Below are 14512 nucleotides of genomic sequence, written 5' to 3'. Positions count from 1 at the left end.
CATCAGGCTGCCGGCTGGTAGTTGTACAGGGCGGGGACGGCCAGGCCGGCCTGCGGGACGACGCTGATCGTCGGGACGGTGACGTGCAGGTACTGCATGCGGTAGAGCGGCACGTACCAGGCCTGCTCGACGATGTGCCGGTTGAGCTGCTGGGCCAGGGTGGCGGCCTGGGCCGGGTCGGCGGCGCGGATCTTCGCGGTGAGGTCCTGGATGGTCGCGTCGGTGTCGCCGAACGGGTTGGCGATGGTCTTAGGCAGGATCGAGCCGCTGACCGTGGCCCAGTCCTTGGCGGGCTGGCCGCCGTTCATCACCACGCCGGGGTACTGGAACTCGCGGAACGTCTTGGTCAGGAACGAGACCCGGTCCAGGTCGTCCCACTTCAGCGTGATGCCGACGGCGGCCAGGTCGGCCTTCATCGCCTCGGCGAGCGAGTCCGGGACCAGCGCGGTGAGCCGGGGCAGGGTGAGGGTGAACCCGGCCGCGTGACCGGCCTCGGCGAGCAGCGACTTGGCCTTCGCCGGGTCGTGGCGGTAGAAGGAGTCCAGTTCCTTGGTGTAACCCGGCGCCTGGCTGCCCCAAATCTGGCTGGTGGCCGTGCCGCGGCCCTGCTGGATCTGCTCGACCAGCACGTCGCGGTCGATGGCGTAGTTGATCGCCTGCCGCACCCGCGGGTCACCGAGCGCGGGCACCTTGGCGCCCTTGCGGTCGAAGATGTTGAGCAGCTTGAGGTCGATCTCCTGCGTGGTGGTCTTGAGCTGGGTGCCGGTGGTGGCGGCGATCTGCTGGTCGACGCTCTGCAGCACGGCGGCGCGGATCTGGCCGGTCTTGAGCCCGTTGACGATCGCGTTCTCGTTGTCGAAGACGTACATGGTCACCGTGGCGAACGCCGGCGCCGGTCCCCAGTACTTCTCCTTGCGGGCGAACGTCCACTGGGTGCCGGCCATGGTGGCGTCGGCGACCAGCCGGTACGGCCCGGTGCCGTCGGGGACGGTGGCGAACGGCTTGTCCTGGCTGAACTTGGCCGGGTTGGCGACGAGCCCGTAGGCGTCGGAGAGGCTGTCCAGCAGCGCCGGGTCCGGTCCGGTCAGCTTGATGACGACCGTCTTCGGGTCGGTCACCTCGACCGACTTGGTGCTCAGCGCCTGGGCGTTCTCGGCGGCGCCGCCGGCACGGAACCGGTCGAGGTTGGCCTTGACCGCCTTGGCGTCGACCGGGGTGCCGTCGTCGAAGGTGACGCCGTCGCGGACGGTGAGGGTGAGCGCCGTGTTGGTGGCGTCGTACTTCCAGTCGCTGGCGAGCATCGGGCTGAGTTTGCCGTCCGGCTCGCGTTTGATCAGCGTGTCGTAGACGGCCTGGTAGAAGGGGATGCTCCCGCCGCCCGCGTCGACCGGGTCCATGCTGCGGGCCGGCGTCATGGTGCCGATGGTCAAGGTTTTCAGCTTCTCGCCGGCGGGGGTGCCGGCGTCAGCGGTACAGGCGCCCAGGGCGAGGAGCGCGCCGAGAGCGAGCACGCCCGTGGCGGTGCGCAGAGTCCGGTTCATGGACGAACACCTCGTTGTGAAAGGGGGACGCACGGCGGGACACCGCGGTGCGGGAACCGAGCATAGCGAAAAATCTACCAAGTGGTAGATTCTCTTTCCCGATCGTTGTTTCGCCTGTTCAGAAAGGGTCCACATGGATCTGGACGGCCGCGCCGCGCTCACCTCCGGCAGCGACACCTGGCACACCACCGGCGACGGCGAGCTGCCCGCGCTCACCCTGGCGGACGGCCCGCACGGCGTGCGGCGCGCCCGCGAGGGCGGTGACGCGCTCGGCATCGGCGACAGCATCCCGGCCACCTGCTACCCGCCGGCGGTGGCGCTCGGCTCGACGTGGAACCCGGCCCTGCTGCGCCGGGTCGGGCGGGCCCTGGGCCAGGAGGCCCGGGCTCTCGGGGTCGACGTGCTGCTCGGCCCCGGCATGAACATAAAGCGGTCGCCGCTGGGCGGGCGCAACTTCGAGTATTTCGCCGAGGACCCGCACCTGACCGGGGTGCTCGCCGCGGCCATGGTCGAGGGCATCCAGGCGGCCGGCGTCGGGGCCTGTGTGAAGCACTTCGCGGTGAACAACCAGGAGACCGACCGGATGCGGGTCAGCGCCCGGGTCGACGAGCGGGCGCTGCGCGAGATCTACCTGGCCGGGTTCGAGCACGTGGTGCGCACCGCCCGGCCGTGGGCGCTGATGAGCGCCTACAACCGGGTCAACGGCGTGCCGGCCAGCGAGCACCCGTGGCTGCTCACCGACGTGCTGCGCGGCGAGTGGGGTTTCGACGGCGTGGTGGTCTCCGACTGGGGCGCGGTCGGCGACCGGGTGGCCGCGGTCCGCGCCGGCTGCGACGTGGAGATGCCGCCGACCGGAACCGATCACCTGGTCGCCGACGCGGTCCGGGCCGGCGAGCTGGACCCGGCGGTGCTGGACCGGGTCCGCGACCGCCTGCGGCTGCTGCACCAGCGGGTCAGCGGCGCTGATCCGGCGCCGGTCGCCGACGAGGACGTGGCCCGGCAGGCCGCCACCGAGGCGGCCGTGCTGCTGAAGAACGACGGTGCGATCCTGCCCCTGTCCCCCACCGGGCTGCGCCGGCTGCCGGTGTTCGGCGAGTTCGCCCGCACCCCGCGCTACCAGGGCGGCGGCTCGTCGCGGGTGGTGCCCACCGCGCTGTCGTCGCTGCTGGACGCGCTGACCGCACGGCTCGGCGACGTGGTCGCGTTCGCCGGCGACGAGGTTGCCGTGGCGCAGGGCGCGGACGCGGTGGTGGTCATGCTGGGCCTGCCCGCGGAGGCCGAGTCGGAAGGCTACGACCGGACCACCCTCGCGCTGCCGGCCGACCAGCTACGCCTGCTGGAAGAGGTGGCCCGGGTCAACCCGCGGATCGTGGTGGTGCTGGCCAACGGCGGCGTGGTGTCGGTCGCCGAGTGGCAGCACCACGCCCAGGCCGTGCTGGAGGGCTGGCTGCCCGGTCAGGCCGGCGGCGAAGCCCTGGCCGATCTGCTGCTCGGCGTATTGGCTCCGTCCGGCCGGCTCGCCGAGACGATCCCGCTGCGGCTGGAGGACCACCCCAGCCACCTGCACTTTCCCGGCCGCGACGGGCAGGTCGTCTACGGCGAGAGCGTGCACGTCGGCTACCGGCACTTCGAGGCGCTCGGCACGCCGGTCGCCTACCCGTTCGGCCACGGGCTGACCTACACGACGTTCGGCTACCGCGACCTGACGATCACCGAGACCGGCGAGCTGACCTGGGAGGTCGGCTGCACGATCACCAACACCGGCGAGCGCGACGGGCAGGAGGTGGTCCAGCTCTACGTCGGCCACCAGCTGCGCGGCTTCGAAAAGATCACCCTCGAGGCGGGTGGCGAGCAGCGCGTCACCCTCGCGCTCACCGCGCGAGACCTCGCGATCTGGGACGTACGGCACCAGCGCTGGACCGTCGACGCCGGTGCTCGCCAGATCCGGGTCGGCGCCTCGTCCCGCGACATCCGGCTCACCGGCGACCTGCACACCGAGGGCGACCGGTTCCTGCCGCCGCTGACCGGTGACTCGACGGTCGGCGAGTGGCGTGCCCACCCGGCGGGCGGGCCGCTGCTCGGCCGGCTGCTGCAGCAGGCCCGCGCCGGGCGGGCCACCGAGATCGCCCCCGAGTTGCTGCGCATGGTCGACGGGATGCCGCTGATCAAACTGCGCACGTTCGGGGTCGGGCTCACCGCCGAGGTCGTCGACCTGCTCGTCGGCCAGGCCGAACACGACCGCGCCGAACTGATCCGCTCCGGCGCGTACCGCGACCGGTGAACCCCCTCCCCCGCAAAGGAACACCCGTGCCCGTACCCGTGTCTTCGTCCTTTCTCTGGGGTGCGGCGACCTCGCCGCACCAGGTGGAGGGCAACAACACCGCCAGCGACCTGTGGGCCATCGAGAACATGGCCGGCTCGCCGCTGCCCGAGCGCAGCGGCGACGCCTGCGACAGCTACCACCGCTGGCGCGAGGACCTGGACATCCTGCGCGACCTCGGCCTCAACGCCTACCGGTTCGGCATCGAGTGGGCCCGCGTCGAGCCGGCGCCCGGTCACGTGTCGCGGGCGGCGCTCGACCACTACCGGCGGATGATCGAGGGCTGCCTGGAACGCGGTGTGACGCCGGTGGTCACCCTGCACCACTTCACCTCACCGGCCTGGTTCCGGCACGGCGGCGGGTGGACCGGGCCGGACGCGATCCGGCAGTTCACCGGCTACGTCCGCGCGGTCCGGCCGATCCTCGACGGGGTGCCGTGGGTGTGCACGATCAACGAGCCGAACATGCTGGCCATGGTGGCCGCGCGGCTGCACTCCGGCGCGCCGAACCTGGTCGCCGGGGCGCTGCCGCCGCCGGACCAGCGGGTCGCCGAGGCGCTCATCGCGGCGCACCACGCGGCTCGCGGTGAACTGGACGCTGTCGCCAGTGGCTGGACCATCGCCAACCAGACCTTCCAGGCCGTTCCCGGCGCGCAAGAGCACGCCGAGCAGTGGGCGTGGGCACGGGAGGACCAGTTCATCGACGCGGCCCGCGACGACGACTTCATCGGGGTGCAGGCGTACACCCGGGTGGTGATCGGCCCGGACGGGCCGGTGCCGGCCGATCCGGCCGCGCGGCGCACCCAGATCGGCTGGGAGTTCTACCCCGGCGCGCTGGAGGCGGCGGTCCGGCACACCGCCTCGCGGATCTCGGTGCCGATCCTGGTCACCGAGAACGGCATCGCCACCGCCGACGACGACGAACGCCGCGAATACACCCACCAGGCCCTGGCCGGGCTGGGCCGGGCGGTCGCCGACGGCCTCGACGTCCGCGGTTACCTGCACTGGTCGCTGCTGGACAACTACGAGTGGGGCTCCTGGGCGCACACCTTCGGCCTGGTCGCCGTCGACCGGCAGACGTTTCGCCGCACGGTCAAGCCCAGCGCCCGCTGGTACGGCGAGCTGGCCCGCGCCGGTGTCCTGCCCGGAGCCTGCTGATGGCACTGCTCACCGGCAACTTCTTCGCCGAGACGCTCGGCACCAGCACGGCGGTGACGGTGCTGATGCCGGACTCGGCGCAGCCGCCGCCGGTGCTCTACCTGCTGCACGGGCTCGGCGACGACGAGACGTCGTGGACCCGCAACACCGCGCTGGAACGGTACGCCGCCGCGTACGACCTCGCCGTGGTGATGCCGCGCGGCGGCCGCAGCTTCTACGTCGGCGAGCACGGCCGGTTCCTCACCGAGGAACTGCCGCGGGTGGTGGCCCGCTGGCTGCGGGTCGCCGACCAGCCGGCCTATGTGGCCGGCCTGTCGATGGGCGGCTACGGCGCCCTGCACTGGGCGCTGCACCACCCGCACCGCTTCGCCGGCGCGGCCAGCCTCTCCGGCGTGCTGGACGTCGCCCACCCCGTCGTCCGGCAGATGCTGCACGACGGGGTCCCGCACGCCTTCCCCGCCGGGGATCTGACCGGCAGCGACTACGACCTGCTGTCGCTGCTGGAGCGTCCCGGCGCCGCGGTCCCGCCGCTCTACCTCGACTGCGGCACCGAGGACATGACCTACCCGTCGAACGTGCGTTTCGCCGAGCGGGCCCGCCGCGCCGGCCGGCAGCCGACGGTGGAGTTCGGGGCCGGCGACCACGACTGGCAGTACTGGGACCGCGCCATCCAACGGGTCCTGTCGTGGATCGCCGGGCTCAGGCGCGGGCGCTGATCGCGGCCAGGTCCAGGCCCGGGTCGAGGGCGCCGTACTCGAGGCTGCGATCCGGGCCGAGCCGGGCGGCGACGAAACCGTCCGCGACCGCGGCCGGCGCCTCCTTGATCAGCACGGCGCCCTGCAGGGCGAGGGCGAGCGCTTCCACGACGCGGCGGGCCGTACCGGCCGCCGCTGCGGGGTTCGCGGAGATCTGGGCGAGCAGCTTGCGGGTGGCTGCGACATGCTCGTCGTACGCCGGATGCACCCCGACCGCGGACATCAGCTCGTTCTGCACCGCCTCGACCGAGTCGGGTTCCCGGCTCATCGCCCGAAGCACGTCCAGCGCGATCACGTTGCCGGAACCCTCCCAGACCGCCATCACCGGCTGCTCCCGGTAGCGGCGCGCCAGCGGGAAACTCTCCGTGTAGCCGTTGCCGCCCAGGCACTCCAGGGCCTCGTAGGCGTGGTTCGGGCCGCGTTTGCACACCCAGTACTTGCCGACCGCGGTGGCCAGCCGGCGGAACGCGACCGACTCGCGGTCCTCGCTGTCGTAGGCGGCCGCCAGGCGCATCGCCGTCCAGGTCGCCGCCTCGGCCTCCAGCTGCAGGTCGGCGATCACCGCGGTCATCGCCGGCTGGTCGATCAGCAGGGCGCCGAACGCGCTGCGGTGCCGCACGTGCCAGGCCGCCTCGGCGACCGCCTGCCGCATGCCGGCCGCGCTGCCCAGCACACAGTCGAGGCGGGTCTGCGCCACCATCTCGATGATGGTGCGCACACCGCGGCCCTCCTCGCCGACCAGCCAGCCGGTGGTGCCGTCCAGCTCGATCTCGGAGGACGCGTTGGACTTGTTTCCCAGCTTGTCCTTGAGCCGCTGAATGCGGAAGACGTTGCGTTCCCCGCCGGGCAGCACCCGCGGCACCAGGAAGCAGGACAGCCCGCCGGGCGCCTGGGCCAGCACGAGGAACGCGTCCGACTGCGGGGCCGAGCAGAACCACTTGTGGCCGGTCAGCCGCCAGGTCCCGTCGCCGGCGTCGGCCGCGCGGGTGGTGTTGGCGCGCACGTCCGAGCCGCCCTGCTTCTCGGTCATCGCCATGCCGAAGATCGCGGAAGTCTTGGTGGCCGGGTCGCGCAGCTCCGGGTCGTAGTCGCGGGAGTAGACCTTGGGCAGCCAGAACTCGGCGAGTTCCGGGGTGAACCGCAGCGACGGCACCACCGCGTGGGTCATGCTCACCGGGCAGCCGTGGCCGGGCTCGATCTGGCCGAACAGCATGAACGTGGCGGCCCGCGCGACGTGGGCGCCGGGCCGCGGCTGCGACCAGCAGGCGGTGTGCGCGCCGTGCTCGATCGCCGCGGCGATCACCCGGTGGTAACCGGGATGGAAGTCGACCGCGTCGACCCGGTGCCCCCACCGGTCGTGGCTGGCGAACACCGGCGGATGGGTGTTGGCCAGCTCGGCGTCGCGCTGGAAGCCGGCCTGCCCGACCAGGGCGCCGACGTCGCTGAGGTGCGCGGTGGCCCACTGCGCGTCGTAGCGTCTCACCGCCTCGGTCAGCGCCGGGTTGATCAGGTATTCGTTGAGCCCGGCCCGCGGTGGCGCCTGGTTGAGGACCTCATGCGTACCGGTCATGGCTTGCTCCATCAGCAGGAAGGCTCACGCCTTCGCTCTCAGCAGGAAGGCTCGCGGCGTCTCGCCCGCTCGCCGACCGCCCGTCAACAGGAAGTCTGCTGACCGGCCGCCCCGCAACAAGGCCGCTCACCGGCCGCTCTCCAGCAAGAAGGCGAGGTGCTGCCGGGCCGCGTCGGTGGCCGCGGCGCGGGCGGCGCGCAGCGCGGCCTGGTCGCGTTCCAGGCGGGAGGGAAGCGGGTCGCTCAGGCGCGGGGTGAGCGCGACCGTGCTGAGGCCGTGCGCCCAGCCCTCGCCGACCTGCTGCAGGGTCTCCCGGTAGCGGTGCGGTCGGCCCCGGTAGGCGGCGGCCAGCTCCGGGTTCAGCCGGCGCAGATACCGCTCGGCCAGCACGTCGGCGGCGCCGTAGGCCGGCTGGGTGCCCGGCGGCCGGGTCGCCAGCACGATCGCGTGGGTGGCGCCGAGCGCGGCGGCCGTGACCACCGGCACGGCCTGCACGATCCCGCCGTCCAGCCAGCGCCGCCCGCGCAGCGCCACCGGATCCCCGGCGAGCAGCGGCAGCAGGCCGGACGCGTGGATGCTGGTGACCAGATCGGCCCGGTCGGTGAAGTCGGTGAGCGCCTCGGCCCGCCCGGTGTCCACATCGGTGGCGACCATCGCGAGCCGCCCGGCCGCCCATGCGGTGCCGGCCGCGGCGCCCACGTCGAAGAGCTGGTCGACGTGGCTGACGATGCGCGCGCCGTCGATCACCGGGCGGCCGCGGGCGATGCGCCGCACGTCGATGAAGTCCGGCGAGGCGAACACCTCGGCGTAGGACTCGGCCATCCGCCCCGCCGCACCGACCGCCAGGGCGGCGGCGTTGACCGCGCCGGCCGAGGTCCCGACGATCAGGTCGACCGACGGCAGGATGCCCTCCTGCTCGATGACCGCGGCCATCGCGGCGGAGACGATTCCCCGCATGCCGCCGCCCTCGATGACCAGCGCGACCGTGGCCCCGTCGTCGTTGTCCCCGCTGTGGCGGCGCGCGCGGAGGATCTCCTGCACGGTCGGCGTCTGCTTCCGGCCGGCTCGCAGCCGCCGCCGGGCCGTCCTCGCCGTCCGCTCAGCACCCGCGACCTCCTGAGCTCGCGCGGCCCGCTCAGCGGCTTCGGCCGTCTGCGCCGACCCGATTCCCGCGACCTCGGTGCTTGCCGCTGCGCCGGGCATTCCGGAGGGGGCGGATGTCTCGGCGTTCGCCGCCTTGTCTGATTTCTCCGGTGTGATGATCGTGGCCTGCGCGACCGCGACCAGCGTCTCGGAGCCATCAGCGTCAACGGCCACGACCTCGCAACGGCAGGTGGCCCGGCGCCCGCTCGCGCGCACCGTGCTGCCGTGCGCGCGCAAGGTCCGGCCCCGCGCCGGCGCGAGATAGTCGATGGTGAGCCCGGCCGTGACCACGTCCGGCCCGAGTGCCGCCCCGCCCGCGAAGGCCACCGCGCAGTCGACGGCGTAGGCGACGATCCCGCCGTGCACCGCCCCGTGCTGATTGGTGATCTCCGGCCGGATGTCGACCTCGACGACCGCCCCGTCCGTGCCGAACGACACCAGCCGTGTGCCGAGCATCCGGGTGACCGCCTGGTCGGCCAGCACCCGCTGCGCGGTGGCCAGCGACGTCATCGCGCACCCCCGGTAGCCAGGTGCTGCGCGCTGAGCGCCAGGTGCCGCGCGCCGAGCGCGCGGAAGCAGAACATCCGGATCCCGTCGAGCGCGGTCCGCTGGTCGTCGGCTGACGGCTCGGGGCTGTCCGGCCGGATCCACCCGGCCAGCGCCTCGGAGATGGCGCCCATCACGGCCGCCGAGGCGAGCCGCGCGTCCTGCGGCACGAACTCCCCGGCCGCGGTGCCGTCGCCGATGATCTGTTCGCCCAGGTCGGTGTAGGACCGCCGGTACATCAGCCGCTCCGCCTCCACCGCCGGGTTGACCGGCTCGAACAGCAGCGCCCAGGCCATCCGCCGCCCCTGCAGCGCCCGCGAGGTGAAGGTGCGGATCAGCGCATCCAGGCGCTCCACCGGCCGCCCCGCCGCGGCCACCGCCGCGCGCGCCACGTCGATCTCGTGCCCGGCCGCGCTCCGGAACACCTCGGCGAGGAGCCGGTCGCGCCCGTCGAAGTACGAGTACACGGACCCCACGCTGGCCTGGCACCGAGCCGCGATGGCCGCGACCGTGGCCGCCTTGAACCCGTCCGCCGCCACCAGTGAACGCGCGGCGCGCAGCAGGCCCTCCCGCTTGTCCTCGGCGTTCTTCCTGGTCAACGCGGTCTGCCGGTATGGCATCCGGAGGCCCCCAAGTTTTGAATCCAGATTCAGAGCTAGGTCAAGAAGTGAACCACCATTCAATTGATCACGCAACAAGGGGAGTCGGCGGTCACTCCGCGGCGGCGTCGAGGAGAACCCTCGCCAGCTCACGTGGCTGCGAGAACATCGGCCAGTGGCCGGTGTCCAACTCGACCAGCCGCCACCGTCCGCCGGCCAGCAGACCGGCCACGTCCTCGCTCAGCTCATCGCCGGGAAGCGTGCAGTGGACATAGGTCGCCGGGAGCTCGCCCAGTGGCCGCACCAGCGCGGCGGGCTCGGTCAGCGTGGCACCCGGGTGCGGCGTCGCCCCGGCCACGATCCGGGCGATCTGCTCATCGGTGAGACCGTGACCGGCGAAGTGCGCCGCGGGCGACGGCGGCCAGAACCCGCCGTTCGCGGCGAACACCTCGGTCATCATCACCCCGCCGTCCGGCCAGGCCGCGACGAACGCCTCGCCGTCGGCCGGAACGCTGGAATCGACGAAGACCACCCGGGCCAGCCGGTCCCCGATCCGCTGCGCGGCCTGACCGGCCGGGATACCCGCGTAGCTGTGACCCACCAGGACGACGTCGTGCAGATCCCGCGACACGACCTCGTCCACGATGTCCCGGACGTGCGTCTGCTGCCCGGCGGGCACACCCCGCTTCTCCGCGAGCCCGGACAGCGTCAGCGGGTGAGCACCGTGGCCGGCCGCCCGCAGATGCGGCACGACGTCGGCCCACGCCCCCGCCCCGAGCCGCGCGCCCGCGACCAAGACGAAGTTCGCCATCGCTGCACCGTAACCGAGCCGCTGACTATCGTGGCAGCGTGACAGAGGCATTGACGCTCGCCGAGCTGGCGGAGATCGAGCGGGCCGTCGGCGTGCGCCTGCCCGAGGACTACCGCACGTTCCTCACCGAGGTCGGCAACGGCGGGCCGGTGGGCGGGTTCGAGCTGACCCGCGTCGTCCGGGACGGCGACGGCTGGCGCTGGACCGGGAACGACCCCGCGCTGATCGCCCGGCTCGGCACGCCGTTCCAGCCGTTCGACCCGGCCGTCCGTGAGGAGCACGAGCGGGCCCGGCCGGTCGCCGGCGACTTCGCCGACGCGGCGGCGTTCGAGGCGGCCTGCCGCGCCTGGATCCAGCGTGAGGACGACCTCTACGACGAGGAGGCCTACGGCACGCTCGTTCTCGCCCACCAGGGCTGCGGGCACGTCTGGCGGCTTGCCGTCTCCGGCCCCCATCGTGGCACCGTGTGGGACGACGCCCGTGGCAGCGACGTCCCGCTGACCCCGATCACCGGCCCGGACGGCGAGCCGCTGACGTTCAGCGAGTGGCACCGGCGTCTCGGCGGCGGCGCACCAGCGGCGCCACCAGCACCGTCGCCGCCCCGGCCACCGCGATCGCCAGCGACGGCGACGTGAACTCGGCGAGCACGCCCAGCACCAGCGGACCGACGCCCTGCAACGCCATCAACCCGGTCGACAGCAGCGCGAACAGCTGGCCGGTGCGCCCGTCGGGCGCGGCCTGCAGAAACTCACGCTGCAACCCCAGGCCGTAGGCGAAGCCGGTCCCCCCGAGCACCAGCAACCCGGCGACCACCCCGAGCGGCAACGACAGCGGCAGCAGGATCAGCGGCGCGCCGAGCAGGACCACGAAAGCGGCCGCGTACCGTTCCCGCAGCGACGGCCGCACGAAGCGCCCCACCACGAAGTTGCCCACGAACATGCCGACCGCCGACGCCCCCATCAGCACCGCGCCCGCGCCGGCCGGAAAGCCGCGCCGCGCGCTGTAGGCGACCAGCAGCGCCTCCGCCCCCGCCACGAACGCCGAGGGCAGCCACTGCGCGAACAGCAACCGCCCGATGGTGCGGTCCCGCAGCAGGCTGACCGCCCCGGTCCAGCTGTCCCGCACCGCTCCCCCACGCCCACCCACCGGCGGCCTGTCCAGCGGGAGTCCGATTCGTACCACGAGCGCGGCGGCCAGCTGGCAACCGGCCGCGATCAGCAGCGCCGGTCGCGGCCCGAGCGCCGCGACCGCGACGCCGCCGCCGGCCAGGCCGGCCAGCTGCGCGGCCGACGACGACATGCTGGTCACGGAGCGGCCGAGGACGTACGCGTCACCGGTGAGCCGTTCCGCGATCACCCGGGCCGCGGAGCCGTTGAAGACCGGGACGAAGCAGGCGACCACCGCGACCAGCCCGAGGCTGGCCGGCACCGGCAGGACGACCAGCCCGAGTACGGCCGCCAGCGCCGCCTCCACCCCGAAGCCGGTGGTGATGAGCCGCCTCGGGCGCAGCCGGTCGGTGAGCGACCCGAGCAGCATGCCGCCGACGAACTGCGGCAGGAACCCGGCCCCGAACGCCAGCGCGCTCAGCAGCGGCGAGCCGGTCCCGGCGTACACCAGGACCGACAGCGCGAAGATCTGCAGCGAGTGGCCGCCGATCGCGAGGGTCCGCGCGACGAACAGGGCGCGGAAGGTGGGTTCCGCGAACACCTCACGATAGGTGGCCGGCCGGTCGGTGACGGTCATGCGGTGAGCGTGCCAACCGGTCCGGGGAACCTCGAATGTTTCGCCGTGAGGCGTAAGGTCGAGGGGTGATCCGCTTCGAGGCCGGCGCTGAGGACCTCCTGCGGACCCGGTTCGCGCTCTCGCCGATCTTCGAACTCCAGCACCTGATCCGCGGGCTGGCCGGTCCGCATCCTCACGGCGTACCCGAGGCGTGGCTGAAGCGGCTGCGGCCGCGACTCGCGCCGCTGCGCGCCGATCCCGTCATGGACGCGTTGCTGGCTCTGCGCCTGCCGCGCTCGGGGGCGAACATCCTGTGTCCGCCGCCGCGGCGGCTCGGGCAGACCATCGAGGACGACCTGGCCGCGCTGCGGGCGACCGCGCCGGAGGTGGCCCGCGCCGAGATCGACTTCTATCTGCGGCGCCGCCCGGACGCCACCGACGCCGCCCGATCCGTGCTGAACGCGCCGGACGTGCTGGACCGGCTGGCTGATTTCCTCGCGGTGGCCTGGTCCGAGTTGCTCGCCGGCGACTGGCCGCGGCTGCGCCTGCTGTGCGAGCGCGACGTGGTGCACCGCTCCGGTGAGCTGGGCCGCGAGGGGTGGGCGGCGGCGCTGGCCGGCCTGCATCCGAAGGTCCGCTGGCGCGACGGCGGCATCGACCTGGCCGGCCGCGAGGGCGGGATGATCGCGCTCGGCGGCGCCGGGCTGCTGCTGGTGCCGTCGGTGTTCGTCTGGCCCGAGTTCGCGGTCTATGCGGACGAGCCGTGGCCGAAAGCGATCGTCTATCCGGCGCGGGGTGTGGCGACGCTGCTGGAGCACGGCCCGCCGGAGGCGCCCGAGCACCTGTCGGCGCTGCTCGGGCGGTCGCGAGCGCTGCTGCTGGTCACCCTCGCCGACGCGGCGAGCACGAGTCAGCTGGCGCGGGCGTACGGTATGGCGACCGGCGCGGTCGGCGACCACCTGGCCGTGCTGCACCGTGCGGGCCTGGTGAGCCGGGCCCGGTCCGGCCGTTCCGTGCTCTACCGGCGCACGCCGCTCGGTGACGCCCTGGCCGCTACCGCTTGTTGAGGTCGCGCAGCCGCGCGAACGCCGCCTTCGGTTCCCATTCCTCCACCTCGTCCGCGGTGGCCAGCCGGACCACTTTGACGATGCCGTAACCGGCCATGTCGAGGTCGCGGGTGGGGTCGGGGTCGAACGGGTTGGACGGCTCGCTGAACGCGTAGACGAACGCCGCGTCGACGCCCTCCCGCTCGTAGATCTCGCGCAGCTCGCCGAGGTGGTCGGCCTGCACCCGCTCGTCGCGCACGTAGCCGCTCTTGATGGTCGGCGGATCACCCCACTTGACGATCATGAATCCCGCGCCGCCCCTGTTCTCGGCGCCCTGATAGGTGCAGCAGCCGAACTCGGTGATCACCACCGGTTTGCCGTGCCGCCGGAACCGGCGGAGCTGCTCGACGTATGTCGCGGCGTTGCTGGACTGCCGGTAGTAGTCGACGCCGACGTAGTCGAACGGCGCCCAGTCCACGCCCTCCCACTCGCCGGACGAGTAGGTGAGCGGCCCGTGGAAGCGGCTGCGGGCCAGCTCGCACGCGGCGCGCAGATGGGCGTTGAGGCGGTGGCTGAACAGCGGCATGAACAGCCAGGCGACCGTGAGGACGCGGATCCGGCTCATGAACGTCCGGCCCGGCAGGATGCCTTTCATGAACAGGCTGAGCTCGCAGCCGACGTTGAGCGTGATGCGGTCGGGGTGGGCCATCCGCAGTTCCTCGGCGAGGTCGGCGGCGCGTGCCAGGTGTTCCAGAGTGGTGGTCCGGGTGCCCTCGACGAACCGCGGCTGGATCCACACGTCGAGACCCTCGGCCAGGGCGATCTCGGCGGCGTCGCGGAGCCGCTCGATCTCTGAGCCGAGCACGGTGACGGTGTCGCAGTGCAGGTCGTGGGCGATGGCGCGCATGTCACGCTCGACCGCGCTGCGGTGCCAGAACTCGCGGGAGAGGTAACCGGGCATGAAGTTGATGCCGGTGTCGTAGTTGATTCCCCGACGCGACAGGCGATTGACGGGAGTCATCACCTGAGCGTAAGCACGCGGTACCAGCGGGCTGGGCTTGCTCGTCGCTGCGCGGCGCTTGCCCGGCGGGCTTGCCCGTCGCTGCTCGGTGCCGGCCCGGCGGGCTTGCCCGTCGCTGCGCGGTGCCGGCCCGGCGGGCTTGCTCGTCTTACGCGGCGCCTGCCAGGCGGGCTCCGGAGATGCCGCTGACCAGCAGGCCGCCGACGCGTCCCGCCGGGATGAGCGGGGCCGCCGCGGGCGCCGCGAACGTGATCGGGGACAGCAGCCCGGCGACCGCGGAC

Annotated in this window: 12 protein-coding genes; 5 read left to right on the top strand and 7 right to left on the bottom strand. The window is 73.0% G+C overall.

Annotation, left to right across the window (positions count from 1 at the left end; translation table 11 throughout):
* Positions 1–2 precede the first annotated feature (2 nt).
* Positions 3–1541, bottom strand: coding sequence for an ABC transporter substrate-binding protein (locus tag AB0F81_RS25495; protein WP_360201106.1), 1539 nt, complete (start codon positions 1539–1541; stop codon positions 3–5).
* A gap of 133 nt (positions 1542–1674) precedes the next feature.
* Here AB0F81_RS25495 and AB0F81_RS25490 point away from each other — a divergent pair, with 133 nt between their 5' ends.
* From AB0F81_RS25490 to AB0F81_RS25480, 3 genes are read left to right on the top strand one after another with little or no spacing between them, the layout of a single operon-like run.
* Positions 1675–3822, top strand: coding sequence for a glycoside hydrolase family 3 C-terminal domain-containing protein (locus AB0F81_RS25490; RefSeq protein ID WP_360201105.1), 2148 nt, complete (start codon positions 1675–1677; stop codon positions 3820–3822).
* Positions 3823–3848: 26 nt separating this feature from the next.
* On the top strand, positions 3849–5018 hold the full coding sequence (locus AB0F81_RS25485) for a family 1 glycosylhydrolase (protein ID WP_360201103.1): 1170 nt from the start codon (positions 3849–3851) through the stop codon (positions 5016–5018).
* Complete coding sequence (locus AB0F81_RS25480) at positions 5018–5734, top strand: alpha/beta hydrolase family protein (protein WP_360201101.1); 717 nt, start codon at positions 5018–5020, stop codon at positions 5732–5734. The genes AB0F81_RS25485 and AB0F81_RS25480 overlap by 1 nt, the downstream gene beginning before the upstream one ends.
* Here AB0F81_RS25480 and AB0F81_RS25475 read toward each other — a convergent pair.
* From AB0F81_RS25475 to AB0F81_RS25460, 4 genes are all read right to left on the bottom strand, one after another.
* Entirely contained in the window at positions 5718–7343 is a 1626-nt protein-coding gene (locus AB0F81_RS25475; protein ID WP_360201099.1) for an acyl-CoA dehydrogenase family protein, read from the bottom strand. The two genes, AB0F81_RS25480 and AB0F81_RS25475, sit on opposite strands and share 17 nt — an antisense overlap.
* 126 nt (positions 7344–7469) lie before the next feature.
* Positions 7470–8996, bottom strand: coding sequence for a patatin-like phospholipase family protein (locus AB0F81_RS25470; protein ID WP_360201097.1), 1527 nt, complete (start codon positions 8994–8996; stop codon positions 7470–7472).
* Positions 8993–9652 carry a TetR family transcriptional regulator gene (locus tag AB0F81_RS25465; RefSeq protein WP_360201095.1) on the bottom strand — a complete coding sequence of 220 codons (660 nt, stop codon included), beginning with the start codon at positions 9650–9652 and terminating at the stop codon, positions 8993–8995. Before AB0F81_RS25465 ends, AB0F81_RS25470 begins: the two co-directional genes overlap by 4 nt.
* A 91-nt stretch (positions 9653–9743) precedes the next feature.
* Positions 9744–10442, bottom strand: coding sequence for an alpha/beta hydrolase (locus tag AB0F81_RS25460; protein WP_360201093.1), 699 nt, complete (start codon positions 10440–10442; stop codon positions 9744–9746).
* A gap of 38 nt (positions 10443–10480) precedes the next feature.
* Here AB0F81_RS25460 and AB0F81_RS25455 point away from each other — a divergent pair, with 38 nt between their 5' ends.
* Positions 10481–11077, top strand: coding sequence for an SMI1/KNR4 family protein (locus AB0F81_RS25455; RefSeq protein WP_360201092.1), 597 nt, complete (start codon positions 10481–10483; stop codon positions 11075–11077).
* On the opposite strand, the gene AB0F81_RS25450 is transcribed toward AB0F81_RS25455, so the two are convergent.
* Positions 10980–12185, bottom strand: a complete 1206-nt coding sequence (locus tag AB0F81_RS25450) for an MFS transporter (protein WP_360201090.1) — start codon at positions 12183–12185, stop codon at positions 10980–10982. The genes AB0F81_RS25455 and AB0F81_RS25450 overlap by 98 nt on opposite strands.
* A 65-nt stretch (positions 12186–12250) precedes the next feature.
* Between AB0F81_RS25450 and AB0F81_RS25445 the strand changes: the two genes are divergently transcribed.
* On the top strand, positions 12251–13231 hold the full coding sequence (locus AB0F81_RS25445) for a DUF5937 family protein (protein ID WP_360201088.1): 981 nt from the start codon (positions 12251–12253) through the stop codon (positions 13229–13231).
* On the opposite strand, the gene AB0F81_RS25440 is transcribed toward AB0F81_RS25445, so the two are convergent.
* On the bottom strand, positions 13218–14231 hold the full coding sequence (locus AB0F81_RS25440) for a hypothetical protein (RefSeq protein WP_360201086.1): 1014 nt from the start codon (positions 14229–14231) through the stop codon (positions 13218–13220). The two genes, AB0F81_RS25445 and AB0F81_RS25440, sit on opposite strands and share 14 nt — an antisense overlap.
* Positions 14232–14512: the final 281 nt, after the last annotated feature.

Source organism: Actinoplanes sp. NPDC024001 (assembly GCF_040638955.1).
Taxonomy (GTDB): domain Bacteria; phylum Actinomycetota; class Actinomycetes; order Mycobacteriales; family Micromonosporaceae; genus Actinoplanes.
Note: the sequence above shows the minus strand (reverse complement) of the source record. Positions and strands in the feature narration are given on the sequence as shown.

What these genes read in the sequence shown, in the direction of transcription:
- AB0F81_RS25495 (WP_360201106.1), bottom strand. Translation starts at nt 1,541, where the DNA reads ATGAACCGGACTCTGCGCACCGCCACGGGCGTGCTCGCTCTCGGCGCG.
- AB0F81_RS25490 (WP_360201105.1), top strand. Translation starts at nt 1,675, where the DNA reads ATGGATCTGGACGGCCGCGCCGCGCTCACCTCCGGCAGCGACACCTGG.
- AB0F81_RS25480 (WP_360201101.1), top strand. Translation starts at nt 5,018, where the DNA reads ATGGCACTGCTCACCGGCAACTTCTTCGCCGAGACGCTCGGCACCAGC.
- AB0F81_RS25475 (WP_360201099.1), bottom strand. Translation starts at nt 7,343, where the DNA reads ATGACCGGTACGCATGAGGTCCTCAACCAGGCGCCACCGCGGGCCGGG.
- AB0F81_RS25470 (WP_360201097.1), bottom strand. Translation starts at nt 8,996, where the DNA reads ATGACGTCGCTGGCCACCGCGCAGCGGGTGCTGGCCGACCAGGCGGTC.
- AB0F81_RS25465 (WP_360201095.1), bottom strand. Translation starts at nt 9,652, where the DNA reads ATGCCATACCGGCAGACCGCGTTGACCAGGAAGAACGCCGAGGACAAG.
- AB0F81_RS25460 (WP_360201093.1), bottom strand. Translation starts at nt 10,442, where the DNA reads ATGGCGAACTTCGTCTTGGTCGCGGGCGCGCGGCTCGGGGCGGGGGCG.
- AB0F81_RS25450 (WP_360201090.1), bottom strand. Translation starts at nt 12,185, where the DNA reads ATGACCGTCACCGACCGGCCGGCCACCTATCGTGAGGTGTTCGCGGAA.
- AB0F81_RS25440 (WP_360201086.1), bottom strand. Translation starts at nt 14,231, where the DNA reads ATGACTCCCGTCAATCGCCTGTCGCGTCGGGGAATCAACTACGACACC.